Below are 20,938 nucleotides of genomic sequence, written 5' to 3'. Positions count from 1 at the left end.
GCGTAGCGTATGACAACTAATGTACAATCGATTAAACAAATGATTGAAAAAGTAGGACATTTAAGTCCATTTGAGCTAAAAGATGAATTAATTCATCTAGCACAAAAAGCAGAAAATAAAGTGGGACGTCCGATGTTAAATGCGGGCCGAGGAAATCCAAATTGGACAGCAGCCACACCTCGTCAAGCCTTTTTTACCTTTGGTCAATTTGCTGTTGAAGAAACACAACGTGTTTGGTGTGAGAAAGATTTAGCGGGGATGCCGGAACAAACCGGTATTTATGAACGTTTCAAAAGATATAGTGAAGTGTATGCGGAAGCACCAGGAATGACCTTGTTAAAAGAAATCATTGAATATGGAATCCAAAAACATGGATTTAACGAGGATGAGTGGGTTTATGAATTGACGGATGCTATTATTGGTGATAATTATCCAGTGCCTGATCGTATGCTCGTTCAAACAGAACAAGTAGTCAAAGATTATATTGTCAAAGAAATGGGAGGCAATTTGTTGACTTCAACACATGATTTATATGCCGTTGAAGGTGGGACTGCGGCCATGTGCTATATTTTTGACTCGTTAATGGCCAATCGTATTTTAAAACAAGGAGATAAAATTGCTTTATTCGTCCCGATTTTCACTCCATATGTTGAAATCGCAGGATTACCGAATTATGATTTTGAAATTGTTAAAGTATATGCCTCAGAAGTAAATGAAGATGGTCGTCATACATGGCAGTATCCAAAAGAAGAGTTAGATAAATTAGCTGATCCAAGTATTAAATTAGCCTGTATCGTGAATCCAAGTAATCCTGCATCTGTTGCAATTAATGATGAATCGATGGATTACTTAAAAGCAGTCGTTGAAGAAAAAAATCCTTATTTGATGATTGTAACAGATGATGTATATGGAACATTCTGCGATGATTTTAAATCGTTAATGATGACGATGCCTTATCACACCTTAGGCGTTTATTCGTATTCAAAATACTTTGGGGTAACAGGATGGCGTTTAGGTGTGATTGCGCTAGCACAAGAAAATGTCTTTAATGATTTAGTCAAACAGTTACCAGAAGATGAAAAGGAAATCTTACGTAAACGATATAAAGCCTTAACGGTGACACCAGATCAGATTCCATTTATTGATCGTATTGTAGCAGATAGTCGTCAGGTCGCTTTAAATCATACAGCTGGCTTATCAACGCCACAGCAGGTTCAAATGGCGTTCTTCTCGATTTTTGCTTTACTTGATCGAGAAGAGACGTATAAAAATCAGACAAAAGAGATTTGTCGTCGACGTAAGGAATTAATTTATGCACAGCTTCCATCTCTTGCTGAAAAACAGGATCGTTATACGACTTCTTACTATAATCAAATTGACTTATTAGTCTGGGCCCGTCTTCAATATGGAAATGAATTTGTGAGTTACCTTTTAGATCACTATCATCCACTCGAATTTTTATTTGAATTAGCAGCCCGTTATGGAATTGTGTTATTAAATGGAAGTGGATTTGAGGGACCGACTTGGTCGATTCGTGTATCGTTAGCCAATTTAAAGGATGAAGATTATACTGAAATTGGACAAGCCATTGGTGAGTTATTTGAAGATTATGCAACAAAATGGAAAGCACAGGGAACGACTCTTTCCACGATTGAAAGTGAAGGCAAAATTGAATCGTTCATGTGGTAAAGAAAAAATCTAGTCAAGATAAATTGACTAGATTTTTTTTTATGAATGGTTAGTATCGAGCAAGAAAGAGGGAATCGAGATAAAAAGGCCAAGTTGAAGGCTCTATCGCCGCCTTTCAGATGCAAAATTGATGAAATCAGCTTCAAACATTAAATTTCTTTTGTCAATGAAAAGTTAGAGGAATTAAATTTAAAATAGTCCTCTTTTTTTAATTACTTTTCGTAATTTTTAGATATAATGAAGTTATATCCATAAAGATAAGGGGAATTAAAATGGAACTGAAAGAACTAAAGGAAAGAATGTCTCATCAAAAGTTATATTATTGTAATCACGATGAGTTAATCAAAGAACAAACCATTTGTCTTGAGCGGTTATATGATTTTAATCAAACACGTCCGTCTGAGCATGAAAAGCGACTGGCTTTATTAAAGAAAATGTTTGCAAGTATCGGCGAGAACTGTTATATCGAACCGCCACTTCGTGCAAACTGGGGAGGAAAACATGTTCATTTTGGAGACGGTGTGTATGCAAACTTTAATTTAACACTTGTTGATGATTGTGAAATTATCGTCGGTAATCATGTGATGTTTGGGCCTAATGTCACCGTGAGTGCGGGAACTCATCCCATTCATCCTGAGTTAAGACGTAAGCAGGCTCAATATAATCTTCCGATTAAAATTGGAAACAATGTGTGGATTGGAGCAAATGCCGTTGTCTTACCAGGCGTGAGTATTGGTGATAACACGGTCATTGGAGCGGGAAGTGTCGTCACAAAAAATATTCCTGCCAATGTGGTAGCTGTTGGAAATCCTTGCCGTGTTTTACGAGAAATTAATGAACAAGATTTGACCTACTATCATCGAGATATGATCATTGATATTGATTAACACCTAATGAAACCTTATCCATTTAGATAAGGTTTTTTTACACTGAATATTAGAAAATGACAGATGTGATAAGAGCGTTTTTATAGTAAAATATATCCAGGAAATGAGGTTCTTAAGAATCCAATCTCTAGATAGAAAGAAGACAGAGAAGTAAAAGATGAGGAGCAAAAAGATGAAAACATTTGAAGTGAAAGAAGAATTCTTAGTCGATGGAAAGCCAACTAGAATAATGTCGGGAGCGATTCATTATTTTAGAATAATGCCCGATCATTGGGAGCATAGCTTATATAATTTGAAGGCGTTAGGATTTAATACGGTGGAGACTTATGTTCCGTGGAATCTTCATGAAATGCGTGAAGGGCAGTTTGATTTTACTGGAGGTAAAGATTTAGTGTCGTTTGTGAAAAAGGCCGAAGAAATCGGACTGATGGTTATTTTAAGACCCGGACCTTATATTTGTGCGGAGTGGGAAAATGGGGGATTGCCTGCTTGGTTACTTAATTATCATGACATGAAAATTCGTTGTGATGATGAGTTGTTTTTAGAAAAGGTCGAAAATTATTTCAAGGTGCTATTACCGTTAATTGTGCCATTACAAGTGACAAAAGGCGGACCCGTTATCATGGTGCAAGTTGAGAATGAATACGGGTCATTTAGTAATGATAAATTGTATTTGCGTGCTTTGAAAAAGATGATTGAAGATGCAGGAATTGACGTGCCATTGTTTACATCTGACGGGGCATGGGAGCAGGCATTGATGTCAGGAACCTTAATTGAAGAGGAGGTGTTGGTAACGGCAAACTTTGGGTCACGAGGGAATGAAAATTTTGATGTCTTGCAATCCTTTATGGAAAAGCATGATAAAAAGTGGCCATTGATGTGTATGGAATTTTGGTGTGGGTGGTTTAATCGTTGGAATGAAGACATTATTTTGCGCGACGCTGATGAGGTGATGACGTGTATGAAAGAATTATTACAACGTGGGAGTTTGAACCTGTATATGTTTCATGGGGGAACAAACTTTGGATTTATGAATGGTTCTTGTGCTGGGAAAATTGGGAATTTACCACAAGTCACCTCGTATGATTATGATGCCTTCTTAACAGAATGGGGAGATCCAACGAAAAAATATGAAGCAGCACAAGAATTGTTAAAAGAATTATTTCCAGATATGATTCAGCAAACACCTAAATTAAGAACAAAAAAAGATTACGGGCTCATTCCACTAAAACGTAAAGTGTCATTATTTAAGACATTATCTTCGTTAGGGAAAAGTGAGCAAAGTATTTGGCCCAAAACATTTGAACAATTAGGGAGTGGTTATGGGTACGTCTTGTATCAAACAAAGTTGATCGGTTCTACCAATTCAGAGCGTATCAAATTAGTAGATACAAGTGATCGTGTTTCGGTGTATGTAGACGAAGTCTTTTATTTAACACAAACACAAGAAGAAATCGGAACCGAATTTAATCTTCCACTTCAAGGGGAACATGAATTGTCCTTGTTAGTCGAAAATATGGGACGTAATAATTATGGGGCAAGGCTGTTAGCTCCTACTCAACGAAAAGGAATTCGTGGAGGTGTGATGGTGGATCATCATTTTGAAACAGAGTGGGTGCAATATGCTTTGTCATTTGAAACGATTGGTGACGTGGATTTCGCAAAAGGATGGATTCCAAATACACCAGCATTTTATGAATATGAATTTGAAGCACACGAATGTGAAGATACATTTTTAGATTGTAGCACGCTTGGAAAAGGGGTTGCCTTTATCAATGACTTCAATCTCGGTCGATACTGGTCAGTAGGACCGATTCAATATTTATATATTCCAGGGCCTCTTTTAAAAGTAGGGATTAACAAATTGGTTCTTTTTGAAACAGAAGGTGTTGTAGCTGAAAGGATTGCGCTAAAAGACCATCCGGTTTATGTCAAAGGTTAACGTCTAGTTAACCTTTTTTTAGTGAAAAATAGTGTATATTTTGTTATAATTTAGCGAGTTATAGTACTTGTAGGGGAGAGAACTAATGAAGTTAACAAAGTATATATTATTAATATTAGGTTTTATATTGATTAGCGAATGTGAGGTTTTAGCACATCATCTTTCATTTGATAGCCAGCGTTTGATTGTGAAAAGTAATGAGCCACTTGAGTATGATGAATTTCGAATATTAGAAGAGGACTTATTTGTCATTTCATTTGATTCTATTTCACAGACAGAAGAAACGTATGAAAGGCTATTAACGACGCCTGGTGTAGAGTGGGTAGAACCTGATTTGGAGCTTAGTTTAAACGTTATGGATACACAGACTATCACTTCATGGAGTGATGAATTTTGGGGAATGGACTATCTTGGAATTAATTCCTATCGAGACTATTTAATTCAAGAGGAAAAAGATGATGAGCTTGTCGTTGCGGTTATTGATACGGGAATTGATCCCACACATCCTCTATTTGAAAATAAACTATCAGATTTTGGATATAATTTTGTGAACCGACATGAAGATCCATTTGATGATAGTTATAATAGTCATGGAACGCATGTAGCAGGAATTATTTCCAAGGCAACCGCAGGCTTAGACAATATTAAACTTTTACCATTAAAAGTGTTGGATTCGCGCGGGAAAGGAACTGTTTCAGCGTTGGTTGAAAGTGTGAAGTATGCCAAAGAAGCTGAGGTCGACATCATCAACCTAAGTCTTGGGTTGTATCCCTATTATCATTCAAAAGCGTTAGAAATGGCCATTTTAGAAGCAATCACCTCCGGCATTACAGTCGTCATTGCTTCGGGAAATGATAATATCGATACGATGAATAGTTGTCCCTCTCATTTAGAGGATGCGATTATTGTATCTGCTATGGATTCGTCGTTGCAAAAAGCAGTCTTTTCAAATTATGGAGCACATGTTGATGTGGTCGCACCAGGTGTTGATATTTATAGCACGGTTGCAGGTGGAGGATTTGGTTATTTAGATGGAACATCAATGGCTGCACCACATATTAGTGCGATGGCTGCTTTATTAAAATTAAATAATCCGACGTTAATGCCTCATGATATTGAAGAAATTTTGATTGAAATAGCTGATGATCTAGGAGAAGTGGGATGGGATCCTTACTTTGGATACGGGGTTCCGATTTTATCTAAGTTATTACCGGGACGAGCTCTCACTGGAATCGTCTTAGAGGTAGATACGCTTGATTTAAAAGTCGGAGAACGTATGAATTTGAATGTATTATTTATCCCAACTCATGCAACTATTACAGAAAATTTAAGTTGGAGCAGTTCTAATGAATCGGTCGTCATGGTTAATGATGGAGAACTGATTGCCAAACAAGTAGGTAAGGCAGTCATTGAAGTTAGAACCGGGACTCATGTTGCGAGTTGTGAGGTAACGGTTGAAGAAAGTCAGATAGAGCTTCAATCAAAGGAACTAAGTGAAAAAATCAGTGTCACCGAACAGTCAGCTATTAAAGAAGAGAGTCACAATGATTACTCAATTTTACCCGTTGAACCAATAGAAGAAGAGATTCAAAGAAATCAACAACCGATTTCAAAAACAATCATTGTTGAAGAAGTAGAACAATTAGAAGATGAAGAACCACAACTTGTCACAGCGTTTGAGATGATCGAAGAAGTTGAAAGTGTGAGCCAAAGGACATTTGAGAAAGACACAACAAATAAAGTGAAGGTTGGACGAACTTTTTGGTTATTTGCTTTCCTTTGCACTGGAATGGTCGTGCTGTATAAGAGAAAGCAGTAAGCGTGACATGAGATGAAAGTAGGTTTCTTTATTGAGAGTGAATTTTAAAAAAACTCCGAATCGTGGACTTTTTGAAGGACGATTCGGAGTTTTTAGTGTTTATGTTTTTTTCGATAGTCTGAGGGCGTACAATTCAGTTCTTTACGGAACGTTTCAGTAAAATAACTTGAACTGTTAAAGCCACATTGAAGGGCGATTTCAGTAATGGTATAGTTCGTCGTTTTAAGCAGGAAAAGACTTTTTTCTAGACGGTACTCGGTTAGATAACCAATGGGCGATTGATTGAGAAATTTTTGAAATATTTTACAACAGTTGCTACGACAAACATTCCCAGCTATCGCAATATCGTTTAAGGTGACTTTGGCGGAATAATTTTGTTGAATGTAACTAATCATTTGTCGCAAGGGCCCAATTCCTTTATCCAGAAATGACTCGTGTGCAGTTTGATCTTGTTTAACATGGTGATAAAGTTGGTAAGCAATCGTATAAAAAAGGCTCATGATTTGTAATTCGAATCCTTCTGATTGCTTTTGGCAAAGTTGATGTAATTGTTTTAAATGTTCAATAAATTGTCGTTGCCAAGTAATCTTTGGATCAAAGATAAAAAAGGGATGAGAGGAGTCTTGTTTAAGGGGATTGACGTAGTGATCGGCTATTCGAGGAATGGCAGAAATGAGAGAAGGTGGAAGTAGGATACAAATAAATTCACACTCATCACCATTACTTGAAAAAACGTAATGCATGTGTCCAGAATTTACAAAAATAGCTTGTCCTTCCGTCAAAAGATAAGGTTTTCCATTGATTGAATAGGCCATTTTTCCGTGTAAGATAATCGTAAATTCAAAATCATCATGCCAATGATTGGCAGCTGACATATTTGGATAATCACTAAGTCTTGCAAAGTTTGAGCGAATGCAAAAGTCAGTGAAGTTATAGGCTACATCCTCAGAATGGTCTTGAAATAATTTAAGTTCTAACATAGATAAACCCTCTTTGAAAAATATAATTGTTATAAGTTAATAGTCTATTATGATAGTAATTCGAAAAATTATAGACTATTATTATAATATAGCACATGTGAGCAGACAATTAAAAGTTTGAGAAGTAGGAGAGAGTAACATGACGATGCGAGAACGAATGGCAGCAGGTCAATTATTTACAGACAATTGCGATGGACTAGCAGAAGACCGTCAAAATGCTAAGAGAAGAATGAAAGCTTTTAATGAGACAGGCCCTGATGAGATTCAAACAAGAATTCAACTCATGCACGAGATGTTTGGCAAGGAAACGAAAGCTTGGATTGAACCTCCTTTTTATTTTTGTTACGGATATAATATAGAGATTGGCGAAAAATCCTATGTGAATTTTAATTGTCAATTTGTGGATGATGGGAAAATAACGATTGGTAAAAAAGTAATGTTTGGACCTGGGATCACAATTGCAACAGTTGGTCATCCCATTAATCCAAATTATAGAGAGTATATGTATACTGATGCCGTGATAATTGAAGATAATTGTTGGATTGGAGAGGGTGTTGTGATTTGTCCGGGGGGGATCATTGGTGAAAATACAGTCATTAGAGCAGGGAGTGTGGTGACCAAGAGTATTCCAGCCAACTGTGTAGCTGTTGGAAATCCATGCCGTGTTCTTCGAGAGATTAATGAACAGGATTTAAAATATTATTATAAAAATCGTGAAATAACAGTAAAAGATTTAGAAGAAGAGGCAGTATGTCGTTTGAAAGGATGAGTTAGAAGGATGAACCCTTATAAAGTGATTGTGATGGATGTGGATGGAACATTAACTAATAAAGAAAAGAAAATTACCCAAAAGACCAAAGCAGCGTTAAAGATGGCACAAGAACAGGGGATGATTTTAGTCTTGGCATCTGGACGGCCAACCAGTGGATTGTTAAATCTAGCGAAAGAACTTGAAATGGATCAGCATCAGGGATTATTAGTGAGTTACAATGGAAGTCAAGTGATTGATTTAAGCACGAAAACGATTTTATTCAATAACCCCCTTTCCATATCAGAGGCGAAGTCAATCTTAAGACATCTTAAGCAGTTTAATCTAACGCCGATGATTGACGATGGAGTTCATTTATATGTAGAAAATGTAGACGGGTATTTAGTCGAATACGAAACAAAAGGTAATGCATTTATTTTAAAAGAGGTAGACGATTTAGAAGCATTTGTTGAGTTTGAATGTCATAAAATACTAACGAGTGGTATGCCTGACTATCTGGAGGAGATCTTTGAGGATATGAAGTATCCATTCAATGAGCAGTTCAATTGTATATTTACAGCCCCTTTTTATGTTGAATATACAGCTAAAGGCATTGATAAGGCAAAAGCGTTAGAAACAGTCTTAAATTACCTAGGTTGCCAAAAAGAAGAAGTGGTAGCTTTTGGTGATGGACATAATGATGCTTCAATGCTCAAATACGTAGGCTTAGGCATTGCGATGGAGAATGCAGTTCAAGCGTTAAAAGACATAGCATATTTTGTCACGTTCTCTAATGAAGAGGATGGGATTGCGTATGCCTTAGAAAAATTTTGTTTAAATAAGAAGCTCTGAGTGAATTTAAAGAAATAGATGGAGTAGAAGACACATGAAAATTAATCATATGGCGATGTATGTCAGACAGTTAGAAGAGATGAAACGATTTTATATGCAATTTTTTGAGGCAACCTGCGGGGATAAATACCATAATCAAAAGACTGGTCTACAGACTTATTTTTTAACGTTTGAAAATCAGATGCGACTTGAATTAATGACACGATCTAATTTAGAGCGAGACCAAAAGTCTTTATATCAAACGGGATACATACATCTTGCATTTAGTGTTGGGAGTAAAGAAAAGGTAGACGAGTTGACAAACTGTCTAAAAGAGGCAGGATACGATATTTTAAGTAGTCCTCGTACAACAGGAGATGGTTATTATGAAAGTTGCATTTTAGATCCTGAGGGAAACCAAGTTGAAATAACAATATAATAAAAGAAAGATTCTGATGGAATAGTCCATCAGAATCTTTTTGATATAAGATAAATTTAGCATATGATAGCGATATTTCTCATATACATGGTTAGCATGAGATAAAACGATGGGAGAGGTCGCTATGTATAGTTTTAAAAATGATTATAGTGAGGGGGCACATCCTAATCTTTTAAAAGCACTTCAGCAAACGAATTTAGAACAACATCAGGGTTATGGAGACGATGTTTTTTGTACCGAAGCCGCTCATTTGATAAAGGAAACGTTTATGTTAAATCACGATGAAATTCATTTTTTTGTGGGCGGAACACAGACGAATTTAACGGTGATTTCTGCTTTTTTAAAACCTTATGAAGCCGTGATTTCTGCGGATTCAGGTCATGTGGCAGTCCATGAAACTGGAGCAATCGAAGCAACGGGGCATAAAGTCATTCCAGTTTCTTCACATGATGGAAAATTGAGTGTTGCTCAAATAAAAGACGTATTAAAAACACACATTGATGAACATATGGTGAAGCCTAAGCTTGTGTATCTTTCAAATCCTACTGAACTCGGAACAATTTATCAAAAATCTGAACTTGAAGCCATTTATGAGTACTGCCAAGAACAGAATTTAATTTGTTATTTAGATGGGGCTCGGTTAGGGTCAGCCTTATGCTGCGAGAAAAATGATCTTTTACCATCAAATTTGGCTCAGTTGACAGATGTATTTTATATCGGTGGAACGAAGATGGGAGCATTATGTGGTGAGGCACTCGTGATCAATCAGCCAATGCTTAGAAAAGATTTCCGTTTTAATATGAAACAAAAAGGTGCCTTATTAGCAAAGGGACGTATTTTAGGTCTTCAGTTTAGCGAGTTATTTAAAGACAATCTTTATTTTGAATTAGCCAATCATGCGAATGAGATGGCCAGATTATTGAAGGTCGGTATTAGCTCTTTAGGTTATCAGTTTATGGTCGACTCAGACACGAATCAGATTTTTCCGATTATTCCAAATAAAATTGTCGCCTTACTTGAAACTAAGTATCTTTTTACGAGATGGGATTCAACTAATCGAACTGAAACCGTCATACGATTAGTGACTTCATGGTCCACATCTGAAAAAGCGGTGAAAGAATTCATTCAAGACCTCAAAAAATTTACGGTATTAGAGTTAAGGGGTAAATTGATGGACTCGTGATAGGTGTTTGTCGTAGCATCATAACAAGGCAAGAAGATAAAAAAGGAGATTCATCTTAATGAAGTACTACGTGGTTGAAGGGACGATTAAAAATCAAGAGGCAATGAATGACGATCTTTTAAAAGAGCATATGGCATGCACAAAAAAAGTGATGGATTAAGGACTAAGTTTGATGTCATCTTTAAAGGCTGATTTGAGTGGTGGGTTATTCATCATGAAGTCAAACTCTTACGAAGCAATAGCCGCTTATTTAAATGCTGAACCATTATTTAGGGCAGGAGTTCAAACCTATTGCATAACTGAATTGATGCCACATTATTTAATGCCTAATTCAAAAGAGTGGATTGAAGATTAAATAAAAAGATGACTGCCTATCCAGTCATCTTTTTGTTAGGAGATAGGATTGTGAATAAGTTTGCAAGCGTTTTTGATTAGGGTTTGAAATAATAATGATCTAATTTAACTAACTTAAAAGAGGGGGATATTAAAATGAATGTAGAACAAATTAATCAAGAAGTTGAAAAAATTGAAGCAGAAATAGAAACACTGAAGGAACATCGTTGCGATTCATTAGTTTGTACAACAAATGAATATGAAACATCATCGAAGATTTAAGATTTGCTAGAAAAAAGAACAGAATTATATTATCAATTAAACCTAGTAGGACAAGCGTCAATTCCTACTGAAAATGAAGATGAGGACGAAATAGAAAAAGTACGTCATCAAGAAAAAATAGAAATCGCCAGAAATTTATTAGATCTGTTAGATGACGAAGTGATTGCCACTAAAACAGGCTTATTAATCGATGAGGTTTATGCTTTAAGAAATAAATAGTATGTCAAAAAACATTATCCTGGGGGTGTTAGGATAATGTTTTTTGATTAATAGGTTGAAAAATAGCGATTGATAATTTTCTGATCTTTTGTTTTAGTAAGGGCAAGTTGTAACAAAATACGTGATTTTTGGGGATTAAACGTATTGGCATTGTTTTGAGCCGAGATATTTCCAGTGAAAACACGTGTACTTAAAATAAGAGGATATTCTTGCGCTAAAAGGACATTAATGGCATCAAGCCAACGTTTGCTTAATTGTCCATCACCTGCTGTAACGATTACCAATCCATCATGCTGACTGGCTAGATAAGGTAAAATACTAGGGTCACTATCAATCGTGAAATAGGCCATTCCAACCGATGGAAGTCGATCCAAACCGGTAATATCAAAGTCTGAGTGAATGGTATGCGGTTTGGTGGTCATTAAATAGAAATCAACTTTATGATCACGGATAAATCCAATCGCTCCAAATTTCCCTGAACCAAAGGCGTCGGTTTGAAAGGTACTAATTTTTTTAACATCGCGTGCACAGTAAATGGCATTATCAAAGACAACTAACACGCCTTTATTGATGGCATCTTCATGGGTGGCAACGACTACAGAGTCGTAAAGATTTAAGGGACCATCTGCACTGATAGCTGTTGCAGGTTTCATAGAACCAGTCAAAATCACGGGTTTTGTCGTTTTAAGCGTTAAGTTTAAAAACATGGCAGTTTCTTCTAAGGTATCAGTCCCATGAGTAATCACAAATCCATCCATATCTGGGTCATCGTTGTGTTCATGAATGGCATCCACAAGTTTTTTCCATTCATTGAATGTGATATCATCACTATTTAAATTGCTAATTTGAATGGCACTAATGCGAGCAGTTTCTTTTAAGTTTGGAATATCAGCTAAGATTTCATCAATTGAGATGACACCTGCTTGATAGCCTGTTGTATTTCCTTCAGGACCACTTCCGGCAATTGTACCACCGGTTGCTAAGATGAGAATATGTTTTAATTTTTTTTTCATAATTTAAGCACTCCTTAAATCTCAAAATTAAAGTTTGAAATGAGATAGATTATGTCACTATTTTGTAGAAATTAATCTCTTTGTATACCTTAAATCTAGGATATCTATGACAGAAAAAGAAATGATTTTTTGTGTCGCAATAAGATCAGTTTATGTACAGTTTATTGTTCTTTGATAAAATAGTAATGATAAGAATTTTAATGATTCAATCAATCAGGTTGGAGGCAAAAGATGATTAATATATTAGTCGCAGAAGATGATAAGCATGCTAGAAAATTATTAGAAACATTATTGAAGCGGGAAGGATATACTGTGTTTACTGCTGAAGATGGTGAAAAGGTATTGGAAATCTTAAGTATCCAACATATCGATTTAATCATTTTAGATATTATGATGCCTAAAATGGATGGATTTGAAGTGGCTAGATTATTAAGGGAAGCGAATTTTACGATGCCGATTTTAATGACTACAGCAAAACACTTACCAGAAGATAAGAAAAAGGTTTTATTGTTGGAACTGACGATTATATGACCAAACCTATTGATACTGAAGAAATGCTTTTAAGAATTCGAGCACTTCTTCGTCGATCTCAAATTGTAAATGAACGAAAATTAACGATTGGTAAAGTAAGGTTAGATTATGATGCGTTAACAGTGACAAGAGAAAATGAAATTCAGACCCTTCCGCAAAAAGAATTTTATTTATTATATAAATTACTGTCTTATCCTGGACGCATTTTCACACGAATTCAATTAATGGATGAAATTTGGGGAATGGAAAGCGAGACAACCGATACAACGGTTAATGTTCATATCAATCGTTTAAGAAATAAGTTTTCGAACTATCCTGAATTTGAATTGATATGTGTTCGTGGACTGGGGTATAAGGCGGTTAAAAAAGTATGAAGGCAATCAAAAAAAGAATTACCCTAACCCTTTATTTTTCTCTTTCTCTTTTTGTGATGTATTTAATTACATTTGCAATTACGGGGGCTTTAATGTCTTTTAGTCTTTTGTTTGGATGGATTAATGAAAGTACTTGTGAGAAGCCAATTATTATTATGCTGATTACGTTAGTATCGTGTATTATTGTGGGGACTATTATTTCAACGGTTGCGAGTAAAAGAATGTTAAGTTCAGTTAGAATGTTTATGGACGCTATGAATCAATTAGCTAGTGGGGATTTTTCAGCTAGATTAAATATTACACATCCCCCTGAATATGAGTTATTGTCTGAAAATTTTAATCATATGGCAGAAGAATTAGCAGGAATTGAAGTTTTACGAACGGATTTTATTAATAATTTTTCTCACGAATTTAAAACCCCGATTGTTTCAATTAAAGGATTTGCTGAAATTTTAAAAGATGATTCATTAACGAAAGAGGAAAGAGAAGAATACCTTGATATTGTCATTGAAGAGTCAACCCGTCTTTCAAATTTAGCGACAAATGTTTTGACGCTTTCTAAGGTCGAAGCACAGTCTATTTTAAGCGACCAACAATTATTTAATATTGGGGAACAAATTCGCCAATGCGTGTTATTATTAGAAACAAAATTAGAAAAAAAACAGTTAATTCTGAATGCAGATATTCAAGATTATCATTACTTTGGGAATAAGGAAATGTTAAATCAAGTGTGGTTAAATATACTTGATAATGCGATAAAGTTTACCTCACAAAATGGAATCATTGATATCAGTATGAAGAAAGTTAGCAATTCAATTGTTATTACTATTAGTGATACAGGAGTTGGGATTGCGGCTGAGGCTATCCCTAAAATATTTGATAAGTTTTATCAAGAAGATACGTCTCATGCCACGATGGGAAATGGCTTAGGCTTATCTATTGTCTATAAAATCATTCATTTACATAAAGGAAGTATAGCCTGTGAAAGTACCTTATCAAGAGGAAGTTCATTTACAATTGAGTTACCCAATATAATCTAAAAGAAAGAATTCTATTTTATTGATCATGTCATAGAATAGAATTCTTTTATTTTTATACATTAAAAAAGTAAAAAGTTTTTTTTCAGTTAATCTTTTTCCTGTATCCTACATTTATCATTAGGAAAAGGAGTGAGTTAATATGATAAAGATTTTTAAACATTTAAAAGTAAAAGAATGGATTCTTTTTGCTATTAGCTTCATCTTTATTGTGGCTCAAGTCTGGTTAGATTTAAAATTACCGGACTATATGAGTGAGATTACGCGATTAGTTCAAACACCAGGAAGTGAGATGAATGAGATTTGGGTGGCTGGGGGATACATGCTCTTGTGTGCATTAGCTAGCTTAGGAACCTCATTTATTGCAGCGGCTATTTCAGCTAAAATTGCGGCGAACTTTTCAGCACGATTGCGTTCAGGATTATTTGATAAAGTCCAATCCTTCTCAATGGAGGAAATTAATAATTTTTCAACTGCGAGTTTAATTACACGCTCAACGAATGATATTAATCAAGTGCAAATGTTTATTGTCATGGGGTTACAAATGTTAATTAAAGCACCTATTATGGCATTTTGGGCGTTAATGAAAATCTATGATAAAAGTTGGCAGTGGACGTTGTCAACAGGAGTTGCTGTCATGGTTTTATTCATCATTGTTGGAATCTGTATGATCATTGCATTACCTAAATTTAGAAGAATTCAACAATTAACGGATAATTTAAATCGAAGTGCTCGAGAAAATATTAGTGGTTTACGTGTGATTCGTGCCTATAATGCAGAGAAATATCAAGAAGATAAATTTACGGTAGCGAATAATGACTTAACGTATAACAATTTATATACAAACTCTGTTATGGCAAGTTTAATGCCAAGTATTAGCATGATTATGAGCGGTTTAAGTCTTGCTATTTATTGGGTTGGGGCTATCTTGATTAATGACGCGACATTACCATCAAGAATGGAAATTTTTTCGGATATGATTGTTTTCTCATCTTATGCGGTACAAGTAGTCATGGGATTTATGATGTTAATTATGGTATTTATTTTACTTCCACGTGCTGCTGTTTCGGCTAAACGAATGAACGAGGTATTGGAAACAAAATCAGTGATTAAAAATGGTTCGTTGACTCAATCGCCAGCAGGAATGAGTGGTGAAATAGAATTTAAACGAGTGAGCTTTAAATATGCTGATAGTGATGATTATGTATTAGAAGATATATCATTTACAGCAAAACGTGGAGAAACCATTGCCTTTATCGGAGCGACAGGTTGTGGAAAAAGTACATTGGTTAATTTAATTCCACGCTTTTACGATGTCAGTGAAGGTGAAATTTTAATCAATGGGATTAATGTAAAAGAATATGACCAAAAAGCACTTCGTAATAAATTTGGTTATGTGTCTCAAAAAGCGACTTTATTTGAAGGGACTGTTCAATCGAATGTTGCATTTGGAGAGAATGGAAAAGGAACACAAGGATTAGAGACAGTAATGGATGCAGTTCAAATTGCACAGGCTTCTGAATTTGTTGAGAAAATGGACAACAGTTATGAAGCTCATGTGGCTCAGGGTGGAACCAATTTATCTGGTGGACAAAAACAACGTTTATCTATCGCGAGGGCGATTGCTCGACGTCCTGAAGTTTTAATTTTTGACGATTCATTTTCAGCGCTTGATTACAAGACTGATCGACAATTAAGAAGTATTCTAAAAAAAGAGACCATTGGAACAACGTTATTAATTGTTGCTCAGCGTATCGGAACCATTAAAGATGCTGATAAAATTATTGTTTTAGAAGAGGGGCGAATCGTCGGAATGGGCTCACATAATGAGTTGATGGAAAATTGTGAAGCTTATCAAGAAATTGCTTATTCTCAACTTTCAAAGGAGGAGCTTGCGTAATGAGAAAAAAAGATAAAAATGAAAGTAGCCTGATTAAATTAGTTCATTATTGTCGTCGCTATCTTCCTATGATGATTATTGCACTAATTGGTGCAGGGATTGGAACAGCCCTAACCTTATTTGGGCCAGATAAGCTATCAGAAATGACAGATTTGATGACTGAGGGATTATTTGGTGAGATTGATATCGAAGCCATTAGTTCAATTGGGATGACATTAATCATCATTTATGGAATTAGTTTTGTGTTATCACTTTCTCAAGGCTTGATTATGGCAAATATAACGCAAAAGGTTTCGAAAAATTTAAGAACAGATTTATCTAAAAAGATAAACAAACTACCCATGTCTTATTATAATAAGACAACAACAGGTGATATTCTTTCTCGAGTAACGAATGATGTGGACACAATTGGACAAACGTTAAATCAAAGTGTTGGAACTTTAGTGACGGCAATTTGTTTGTTCTTGGGATCTTTGATCATGATGCTTAAAACAAATGTGTTATTAACCATTACCGCTATTTTAGCTACTGTAATTGGTTTTGTTTTAGTAGGATTTATCATGAAAAAATCACAAAAATACTTCTTAAAACAACAAGAAGGCTTAGGAAAAATAAATGGTCATATTGAAGAAGTTTACACAGGGCATACGATTGTGAAAGCCTATAATGCTGAAAAGCAAATGGGAGATATCTTTGAATCGATGAATCAAGAATTAAAGCAAAATGGATTTAAGGCGCAGTTATTGGCAGGTCTTATGATGCCATTAATGACCTTTATTGGAAACCTTGGATATGTTGCAGTTTGTATCGTTGGAGCTGTCCTTGCAATGAATGATGTCATTTCATTTGGAGTGATTGTGGCCTTTATTATGTATGTTCGCTACTTTACACAACCCCTAGCACAAATGGCACAAGCAGCGCAAAGCTTACAATCAGCAACAGCGGCAAGTCATCGTGTCTTTGAATTTTTAGAAGCGAAGGAAATGGAGGATGAGAGCCATAAAATAAAACGACTTGAAACAGCTCAAGGAAATGTAGAGTTTAAAAATGTGACATTCACTTATGAAGGGACAACTCATCCGGTTATTAAAAATTTCTCGACAAAAGTAAAACCAGGTCAAAAAATTGCGATTGTTGGTCCAACAGGTGCTGGAAAAACAACACTTGTTAACTTACTCATGCGATTTAATGAAATAAATGGTGGAGCGATTTATATTGATGGTACGCCAATTAATCAATTAACCAGAGAGAACATTCATGATTTATTCTGTATGGTTTTACAAGACACTTGGTTATTTGAAGGATCAGTGAAAGAAAATTTAGTTTATAATCAAGCGCATATTACGGATGAACAAATTGAAGAGGCTTGTAAAGCGGTGGGATTACACCATTTTATTCAAACGTTACATCATGGTTATGATACGATTTTAGATGATAAATTGAATCTATCAGCTGGACAAAAACAACAATTAACGATTGCACGAGCGATGCTGAAAAATTCACCGATGTTGATATTAGATGAAGCCACAAGTTCCGTTGATACGAGAACAGAGCTTATTATTCAACAAGCAATGGATCAATTAATGGAAGGTAGAACCTCTTTCGTGATTGCACATCGATTATCAACGATTAAAAATGCAGATGTGATTCTAGTTTTAAAAGATGGCGACATTTTAGAAAGTGGAAATCATGAATCGTTATTAGCTAAACAAGGATTCTACGCAGAATTATATAACAGTCAATTTGAACAAGCATAAAAGATGAGCCATCTCTAGAGTGACTTAAAACAACATCCTATCTAGTCAATTTAGGCTAGATAAGGTGTAAAGGGATATGCAAAGAAAGGGTTAAAAAATGTGAGGGTTTGAGTTGTGAATTTTCGACATTTCATGGAAGAAATGTTAGAGAAAAAGCAGTCAATTTTTCATTAAATAAAGCAAAAGCACCTCGTTAATCTCCATGAGGTGCTTTTGCTTTATTTAGTTGTTAAATGAAATATCCGGTTTTTCTTGTTGAGCTTGATAGGGAATCATAGATTGATTGAAAGGCTTATTTAAAACATCGACCTTGACAATTTGAGTGATTGGAATTAGCATATAGTCTTCATGATAACAATATAAGCAAATTCCAACCGGCTTTAAGACATAAGAGATAGGGATGACGGTTAGGCGTTTTTGTCTTATTTCCAAATCTATATAAGAGTTGGTTTGGATGGCATGGTCAAGTTGTTGATAAAGCTCACCTTTTCGATCAAAGGGATTATCATCTAAATCAATGACGAAATAATGATTTAAGTGATTTAAGATTTGTGAACATCGCTTAGGTTCCATCAATTGATACTTATCAATTAAAAAGGAATGACTAATGTTTTGACTGAACTGCTGTCCGATGTATAACGACGTAATTAATGACTCGTAGTCACTTTGTTTTAAAACTTGCTTCGCAATGATATAATTCTGATCGATTTCAATGCCACCATTTTTTCCTCGGGTGGATATAATCGGAATACCAAGAACACATAATTTGTCAATATCACGTTGAATCGTCTTCGTTGAAACATCGAAAGTCTCCGCTAATTCTTTAATGGTTACTTTTGAGTGGCATTTTAATAAATAAAAGACGAGTTCTAATAATCTCATTTTGTTACCTTTCTGATTGATTTTGATTATTTAGCGTGATTTTTTAGCCACATGATAGCACAATAGGTATGCATCGCGGCTCCAGTCGCTAAGATGTCTTCATTAAACACGACTTTTTCATTATGCATCGGTTCTCCATATGAAGGATCTTCTTGTTTTGTTCCAGCACCAAGCATCATATAAACACTTGGAACTTCGTATGAATAAGAGGCGAAATCCTCCGATCCCATACCGCCACCTTCAAATAAGACTACAGCTTGTTCACCAACTAAGTCTTTGACATAAGTCGTGACTTCTTTTGCTAAGTCTGTATCATTGGCTAATGGTGGAACTGAAGATAATTCAATAAGTTCTGCTTCTCCTCTAAACATTTTAGCAGTTGAGGTCACAATTTCGTTCATACGGTTAAAAATGAATTCACCGAGTTCTTTATTCAAACTTCTAATCGTTCCTTCCATGATCACTTCTCCTGGAATGATATTAGGAGCGTCTCCACCGGCAAATTTTCCGATGGTTAGAACAGCAGGTTGTGTTGGTGATACTTCACGAGCAATAATTTCTTGCAAAGAAATGTAAATATGAGCTGCAATATTAATCGGATCGACTCCAAGTTCAGGCATGGCTCCATGGCATCCTGTTCCTTTAACTACAATTCTAAAGCGATTGCATCCTGCAATACTTGTTCCAAGCCCACATAAGACAACGTTTGAAGGAGAACCTGAGTGAACATGCATCGCCATGGCGGCATCAACCTTTGGATTTTCAAGGACTCCCGCTTCAAGCATTTTTTTAGCTCCTGTAAATCCTTCCTCATCTGGTTGGAACACTAGTTTAATTGTTCCTTCGATTTGATTTTGATTTTGTTTAAGTAATTTAGCAGCTCCAAGTAACATTGCGGTGTGCATATCATGTCCACAAGAATGCATGCATCCATTTGTCGATTTAAAATCGCAACTTGTTTCTTCTTTCATAGGAAGTGCATCCATATCTGCTCGTAATAAGAAGGTTTTTCCTGGATTTGGTCCTGAAATTGTGGCAACAATTCCGCTCTCACAAATCTCTGTCGGTTCGTAACCAAACTCCATCAGTTTATTCATGACAAACGCTTTTGTTTTTGGAAGTTCGGCACCTACTTCAGGATTTTCATGAATAAATCGTCTATATTCTATCAGTTCATCTTTTATTAATTGTGCTTGATTCATAAATTCATTCATTTAAGATTCCTCCAAGTTAGTTTATGTTTTCTGTAAACAAATCATATCAAAAAAATAGGACATATAGGGTCCAATTCAAAATTATTTTACCAATTTTTAAAAAAATATAAAAAAGATTAATTAAAAAAATAAATTAATCTTTTCATTTAATATAGAATTATAAGGATATTAAGAATAATAGGGTCAGGATGAAGAGTAGAGACACATTATATAACGTAAATACTTTTAAATATTTTGCCGTTTGATTCGGATAGGTTTGAGCAAATAATTTATATGAAATGATGCTAGCTAGTGAGGCAATTAGGGTTCCAAGTCCACCGATATTGACTCCGATGAGGAGTGATTTTGCATAAGGTGTGAAAGTTGAGAGTAAGATAGCGGCCGGTACATTACTAATGATTTGTGAGGAAAGAATCCCTGCCAAATAAGTTTTTGGCTCAGTTTGAAGCATTGCTTGCATCCAGTGTGTTAATGCAGGAATAGAAGAGATATTCCCGATAAAAACAAAGAAAGCAATAAAGGTTATGAGTAGTGCGTAATCTACCTTTTTGAATAGGGAACGGTCTGAAATTAGGACGAATAAAAGAGTCAAAATGAACGTCCATTCTACTTTTATGAGATGAAACACGGACATTAAAATGATGCCAAGTAAAAAAGAATAGGCTAATACCTTTTTAGGTTGTTCGATGTTTGTGCAAGATAATTCAGCTTGCAGAGGTTCTTTTTTATCCCTTAACACAATAACAAGTAGTAAGGCAAAGGACATAAGCCCGAGTGGAAAGGTTATTTTTAAAAATTCACTCGGTGATAAATGGTAATAAGAATATAAGTATAAGTTTTGTGGGTTTCCAATCGGGGTGAGGCTACTTCCGAGGTTT

General features: G+C 35.4%; 21 protein-coding genes. 16 read left to right on the top strand and 5 right to left on the bottom strand.

The features are described 5' to 3' along the window. Positions 1-9: 9 nt before the first annotated feature. From aspD to HMPREF9402_RS13610, 4 genes are all read left to right on the top strand, one after another. On the top strand, positions 10-1,689 hold the full coding sequence (gene aspD, locus HMPREF9402_RS13625; protein WP_009607702.1) for an aspartate 4-decarboxylase: 1,680 nt from the start codon (positions 10-12) through the stop codon (positions 1,687-1,689). A gap of 272 nt (positions 1,690-1,961) precedes the next feature. Beyond that, positions 1,962-2,576 (top strand): sugar O-acetyltransferase, encoded by a 615-nt coding sequence (locus HMPREF9402_RS13620; RefSeq protein WP_006785747.1) that lies wholly within the window; start codon positions 1,962-1,964, stop codon positions 2,574-2,576. 172 nt (positions 2,577-2,748) lie between these two features. Beyond that, positions 2,749-4,518, top strand: a complete 1,770-nt coding sequence (locus tag HMPREF9402_RS13615) for a glycoside hydrolase family 35 protein (protein WP_009607683.1) — start codon at positions 2,749-2,751, stop codon at positions 4,516-4,518. Positions 4,519-4,603: 85 nt separating this feature from the next. Then, complete coding sequence (locus tag HMPREF9402_RS13610) at positions 4,604-6,337, top strand: S8 family peptidase (protein ID WP_009607714.1); 1,734 nt, start codon at positions 4,604-4,606, stop codon at positions 6,335-6,337. 92 nt (positions 6,338-6,429) lie between these two features. Here HMPREF9402_RS13610 and HMPREF9402_RS13605 read toward each other — a convergent pair whose 3' ends face one another. Continuing rightward, positions 6,430-7,317, bottom strand: a complete 888-nt coding sequence (locus HMPREF9402_RS13605; RefSeq protein WP_009607691.1) for a helix-turn-helix transcriptional regulator — start codon at positions 7,315-7,317, stop codon at positions 6,430-6,432. 139 nt (positions 7,318-7,456) lie between these two features. Between HMPREF9402_RS13605 and HMPREF9402_RS13600 the strand changes: the two genes are divergently transcribed. The 7 genes from HMPREF9402_RS13600 to HMPREF9402_RS13575 all read left to right on the top strand — a co-directional run bounded on the left by HMPREF9402_RS13600 (position 7,457) and on the right by HMPREF9402_RS13575 (position 11,352). After that, the gene (locus tag HMPREF9402_RS13600) at positions 7,457-8,086 is read left to right on the top strand and encodes a sugar O-acetyltransferase (protein WP_009607701.1); all 630 of its coding nucleotides are present in this window, start codon (positions 7,457-7,459) and stop codon (positions 8,084-8,086) included. 9 nt (positions 8,087-8,095) lie between these two features. Continuing rightward, complete coding sequence (locus tag HMPREF9402_RS13595) at positions 8,096-8,917, top strand: Cof-type HAD-IIB family hydrolase (RefSeq protein ID WP_009607712.1); 822 nt, start codon at positions 8,096-8,098, stop codon at positions 8,915-8,917. Between the two features lie 34 nt (positions 8,918-8,951). Next, positions 8,952-9,335 carry a VOC family protein gene (locus HMPREF9402_RS13590; protein WP_009607695.1) on the top strand — a complete coding sequence of 128 codons (384 nt, stop codon included), beginning with the start codon at positions 8,952-8,954 and terminating at the stop codon, positions 9,333-9,335. A gap of 109 nt (positions 9,336-9,444) precedes the next feature. After that, the gene (locus tag HMPREF9402_RS13585; protein ID WP_009607703.1) at positions 9,445-10,518 is read left to right on the top strand and encodes a threonine aldolase family protein; all 1,074 of its coding nucleotides are present in this window, start codon (positions 9,445-9,447) and stop codon (positions 10,516-10,518) included. A 172-nt stretch (positions 10,519-10,690) separates the two neighbouring features. After that, positions 10,691-10,873, top strand: coding sequence for a hypothetical protein (locus tag HMPREF9402_RS13580; protein ID WP_006785756.1), 183 nt, complete (start codon positions 10,691-10,693; stop codon positions 10,871-10,873). A gap of 134 nt (positions 10,874-11,007) precedes the next feature. Continuing rightward, the gene (locus tag HMPREF9402_RS14960) at positions 11,008-11,133 is read left to right on the top strand and encodes a hypothetical protein (protein ID WP_006785757.1); all 126 of its coding nucleotides are present in this window, start codon (positions 11,008-11,010) and stop codon (positions 11,131-11,133) included. A gap of 3 nt (positions 11,134-11,136) precedes the next feature. After that, the gene (locus HMPREF9402_RS13575) at positions 11,137-11,352 is read left to right on the top strand and encodes a hypothetical protein (RefSeq protein ID WP_006785758.1); all 216 of its coding nucleotides are present in this window, start codon (positions 11,137-11,139) and stop codon (positions 11,350-11,352) included. A 47-nt stretch (positions 11,353-11,399) separates the two neighbouring features. Here the strand turns inward: HMPREF9402_RS13575 and HMPREF9402_RS13570 are convergent, their stop codons facing one another. Next, entirely contained in the window at positions 11,400-12,365 is a 966-nt protein-coding gene (locus tag HMPREF9402_RS13570) for an asparaginase (RefSeq protein ID WP_009607717.1), read from the bottom strand. 231 nt (positions 12,366-12,596) lie between these two features. Between HMPREF9402_RS13570 and HMPREF9402_RS14825 the strand changes: the two genes are divergently transcribed. From HMPREF9402_RS14825 to HMPREF9402_RS13550, 5 genes are all read left to right on the top strand, one after another. Beyond that, positions 12,597-12,896: a response regulator gene (locus HMPREF9402_RS14825; RefSeq protein WP_009607684.1), complete on the top strand. Its 300-nt coding sequence runs from the start codon at positions 12,597-12,599 to the stop codon at positions 12,894-12,896. Continuing rightward, positions 12,893-13,270, top strand: coding sequence for a winged helix-turn-helix domain-containing protein (locus HMPREF9402_RS14820; RefSeq protein WP_009607685.1), 378 nt, complete (start codon positions 12,893-12,895; stop codon positions 13,268-13,270). The genes HMPREF9402_RS14825 and HMPREF9402_RS14820 overlap by 4 nt, the downstream gene beginning before the upstream one ends. Beyond that, a complete protein-coding gene (locus HMPREF9402_RS13560) occupies positions 13,267-14,310 on the top strand; it encodes a sensor histidine kinase (protein WP_006785761.1) in 1,044 nt (347 codons plus the stop codon). The genes HMPREF9402_RS14820 and HMPREF9402_RS13560 overlap by 4 nt, the downstream gene beginning before the upstream one ends. Before the next feature lie 139 nt (positions 14,311-14,449). Beyond that, complete coding sequence (locus HMPREF9402_RS13555; RefSeq protein ID WP_009607696.1) at positions 14,450-16,207, top strand: ABC transporter ATP-binding protein; 1,758 nt, start codon at positions 14,450-14,452, stop codon at positions 16,205-16,207. Further along, positions 16,207-17,964 carry an ABC transporter ATP-binding protein gene (locus tag HMPREF9402_RS13550; RefSeq protein WP_009607718.1) on the top strand — a complete coding sequence of 586 codons (1,758 nt, stop codon included), beginning with the start codon at positions 16,207-16,209 and terminating at the stop codon, positions 17,962-17,964. The genes HMPREF9402_RS13555 and HMPREF9402_RS13550 overlap by 1 nt, the downstream gene beginning before the upstream one ends. Positions 17,965-18,186: 222 nt before the next feature. On the opposite strand, the gene HMPREF9402_RS13545 is transcribed toward HMPREF9402_RS13550, so the two are convergent. The 3 genes from HMPREF9402_RS13545 to HMPREF9402_RS13535 all read right to left on the bottom strand — a co-directional run. Then, a complete protein-coding gene (locus HMPREF9402_RS13545) occupies positions 18,187-18,846 on the bottom strand; it encodes a helix-turn-helix transcriptional regulator (RefSeq protein ID WP_006785764.1) in 660 nt (219 codons plus the stop codon). Between the two features lie 26 nt (positions 18,847-18,872). Beyond that, positions 18,873-20,060, bottom strand: coding sequence for a M20 metallopeptidase family protein (locus HMPREF9402_RS13540; RefSeq protein WP_006785765.1), 1,188 nt, complete (start codon positions 20,058-20,060; stop codon positions 18,873-18,875). A gap of 157 nt (positions 20,061-20,217) precedes the next feature. Continuing rightward, the coding region (locus HMPREF9402_RS13535; RefSeq protein WP_009607690.1) for an SLC13 family permease at positions 20,218-20,938 on the bottom strand (721 nt) is incomplete at its 5' end.

Origin of the sequence: Turicibacter sp. HGF1, assembly GCF_000191865.1 — a bacterium.
Classification (GTDB): domain Bacteria; phylum Bacillota_I; class Bacilli_A; order MOL361; family Turicibacteraceae; genus Turicibacter; species Turicibacter sanguinis.
The sequence above is the reverse complement of the archived record's forward strand: the minus strand, read 5'-3'. Positions and strand labels throughout refer to the sequence as shown.

Coding starts and splice junctions, on each gene's coding strand:
- aspD (WP_009607702.1), top strand. CDS start 10: ATGACAACTAATGTACAATCGATTAAACAAATGATTGAAAAAGTAGGA.
- HMPREF9402_RS13620 (WP_006785747.1), top strand. CDS start 1,962: ATGGAACTGAAAGAACTAAAGGAAAGAATGTCTCATCAAAAGTTATAT.
- HMPREF9402_RS13615 (WP_009607683.1), top strand. CDS start 2,749: ATGAAAACATTTGAAGTGAAAGAAGAATTCTTAGTCGATGGAAAGCCA.
- HMPREF9402_RS13610 (WP_009607714.1), top strand. CDS start 4,604: ATGAAGTTAACAAAGTATATATTATTAATATTAGGTTTTATATTGATT.
- HMPREF9402_RS13605 (WP_009607691.1), bottom strand. CDS start 7,317: ATGTTAGAACTTAAATTATTTCAAGACCATTCTGAGGATGTAGCCTAT.
- HMPREF9402_RS13600 (WP_009607701.1), top strand. CDS start 7,457: ATGACGATGCGAGAACGAATGGCAGCAGGTCAATTATTTACAGACAAT.
- HMPREF9402_RS13595 (WP_009607712.1), top strand. CDS start 8,096: ATGAACCCTTATAAAGTGATTGTGATGGATGTGGATGGAACATTAACT.
- HMPREF9402_RS13590 (WP_009607695.1), top strand. CDS start 8,952: ATGAAAATTAATCATATGGCGATGTATGTCAGACAGTTAGAAGAGATG.
- HMPREF9402_RS13585 (WP_009607703.1), top strand. CDS start 9,445: ATGGGAGAGGTCGCTATGTATAGTTTTAAAAATGATTATAGTGAGGGG.
- HMPREF9402_RS13580 (WP_006785756.1), top strand. CDS start 10,691: ATGTCATCTTTAAAGGCTGATTTGAGTGGTGGGTTATTCATCATGAAG.
- HMPREF9402_RS14960 (WP_006785757.1), top strand. CDS start 11,008: ATGAATGTAGAACAAATTAATCAAGAAGTTGAAAAAATTGAAGCAGAA.
- HMPREF9402_RS13570 (WP_009607717.1), bottom strand. CDS start 12,365: ATGAAAAAAAAATTAAAACATATTCTCATCTTAGCAACCGGTGGTACA.
- HMPREF9402_RS14825 (WP_009607684.1), top strand. CDS start 12,597: ATGATTAATATATTAGTCGCAGAAGATGATAAGCATGCTAGAAAATTA.
- HMPREF9402_RS14820 (WP_009607685.1), top strand. CDS start 12,893: ATGACCAAACCTATTGATACTGAAGAAATGCTTTTAAGAATTCGAGCA.
- HMPREF9402_RS13560 (WP_006785761.1), top strand. CDS start 13,267: ATGAAGGCAATCAAAAAAAGAATTACCCTAACCCTTTATTTTTCTCTT.
- HMPREF9402_RS13555 (WP_009607696.1), top strand. CDS start 14,450: ATGATAAAGATTTTTAAACATTTAAAAGTAAAAGAATGGATTCTTTTT.
- HMPREF9402_RS13550 (WP_009607718.1), top strand. CDS start 16,207: ATGAGAAAAAAAGATAAAAATGAAAGTAGCCTGATTAAATTAGTTCAT.
- HMPREF9402_RS13545 (WP_006785764.1), bottom strand. CDS start 18,846: ATGAGATTATTAGAACTCGTCTTTTATTTATTAAAATGCCACTCAAAA.
- HMPREF9402_RS13540 (WP_006785765.1), bottom strand. CDS start 20,060: ATGAATGAATTTATGAATCAAGCACAATTAATAAAAGATGAACTGATA.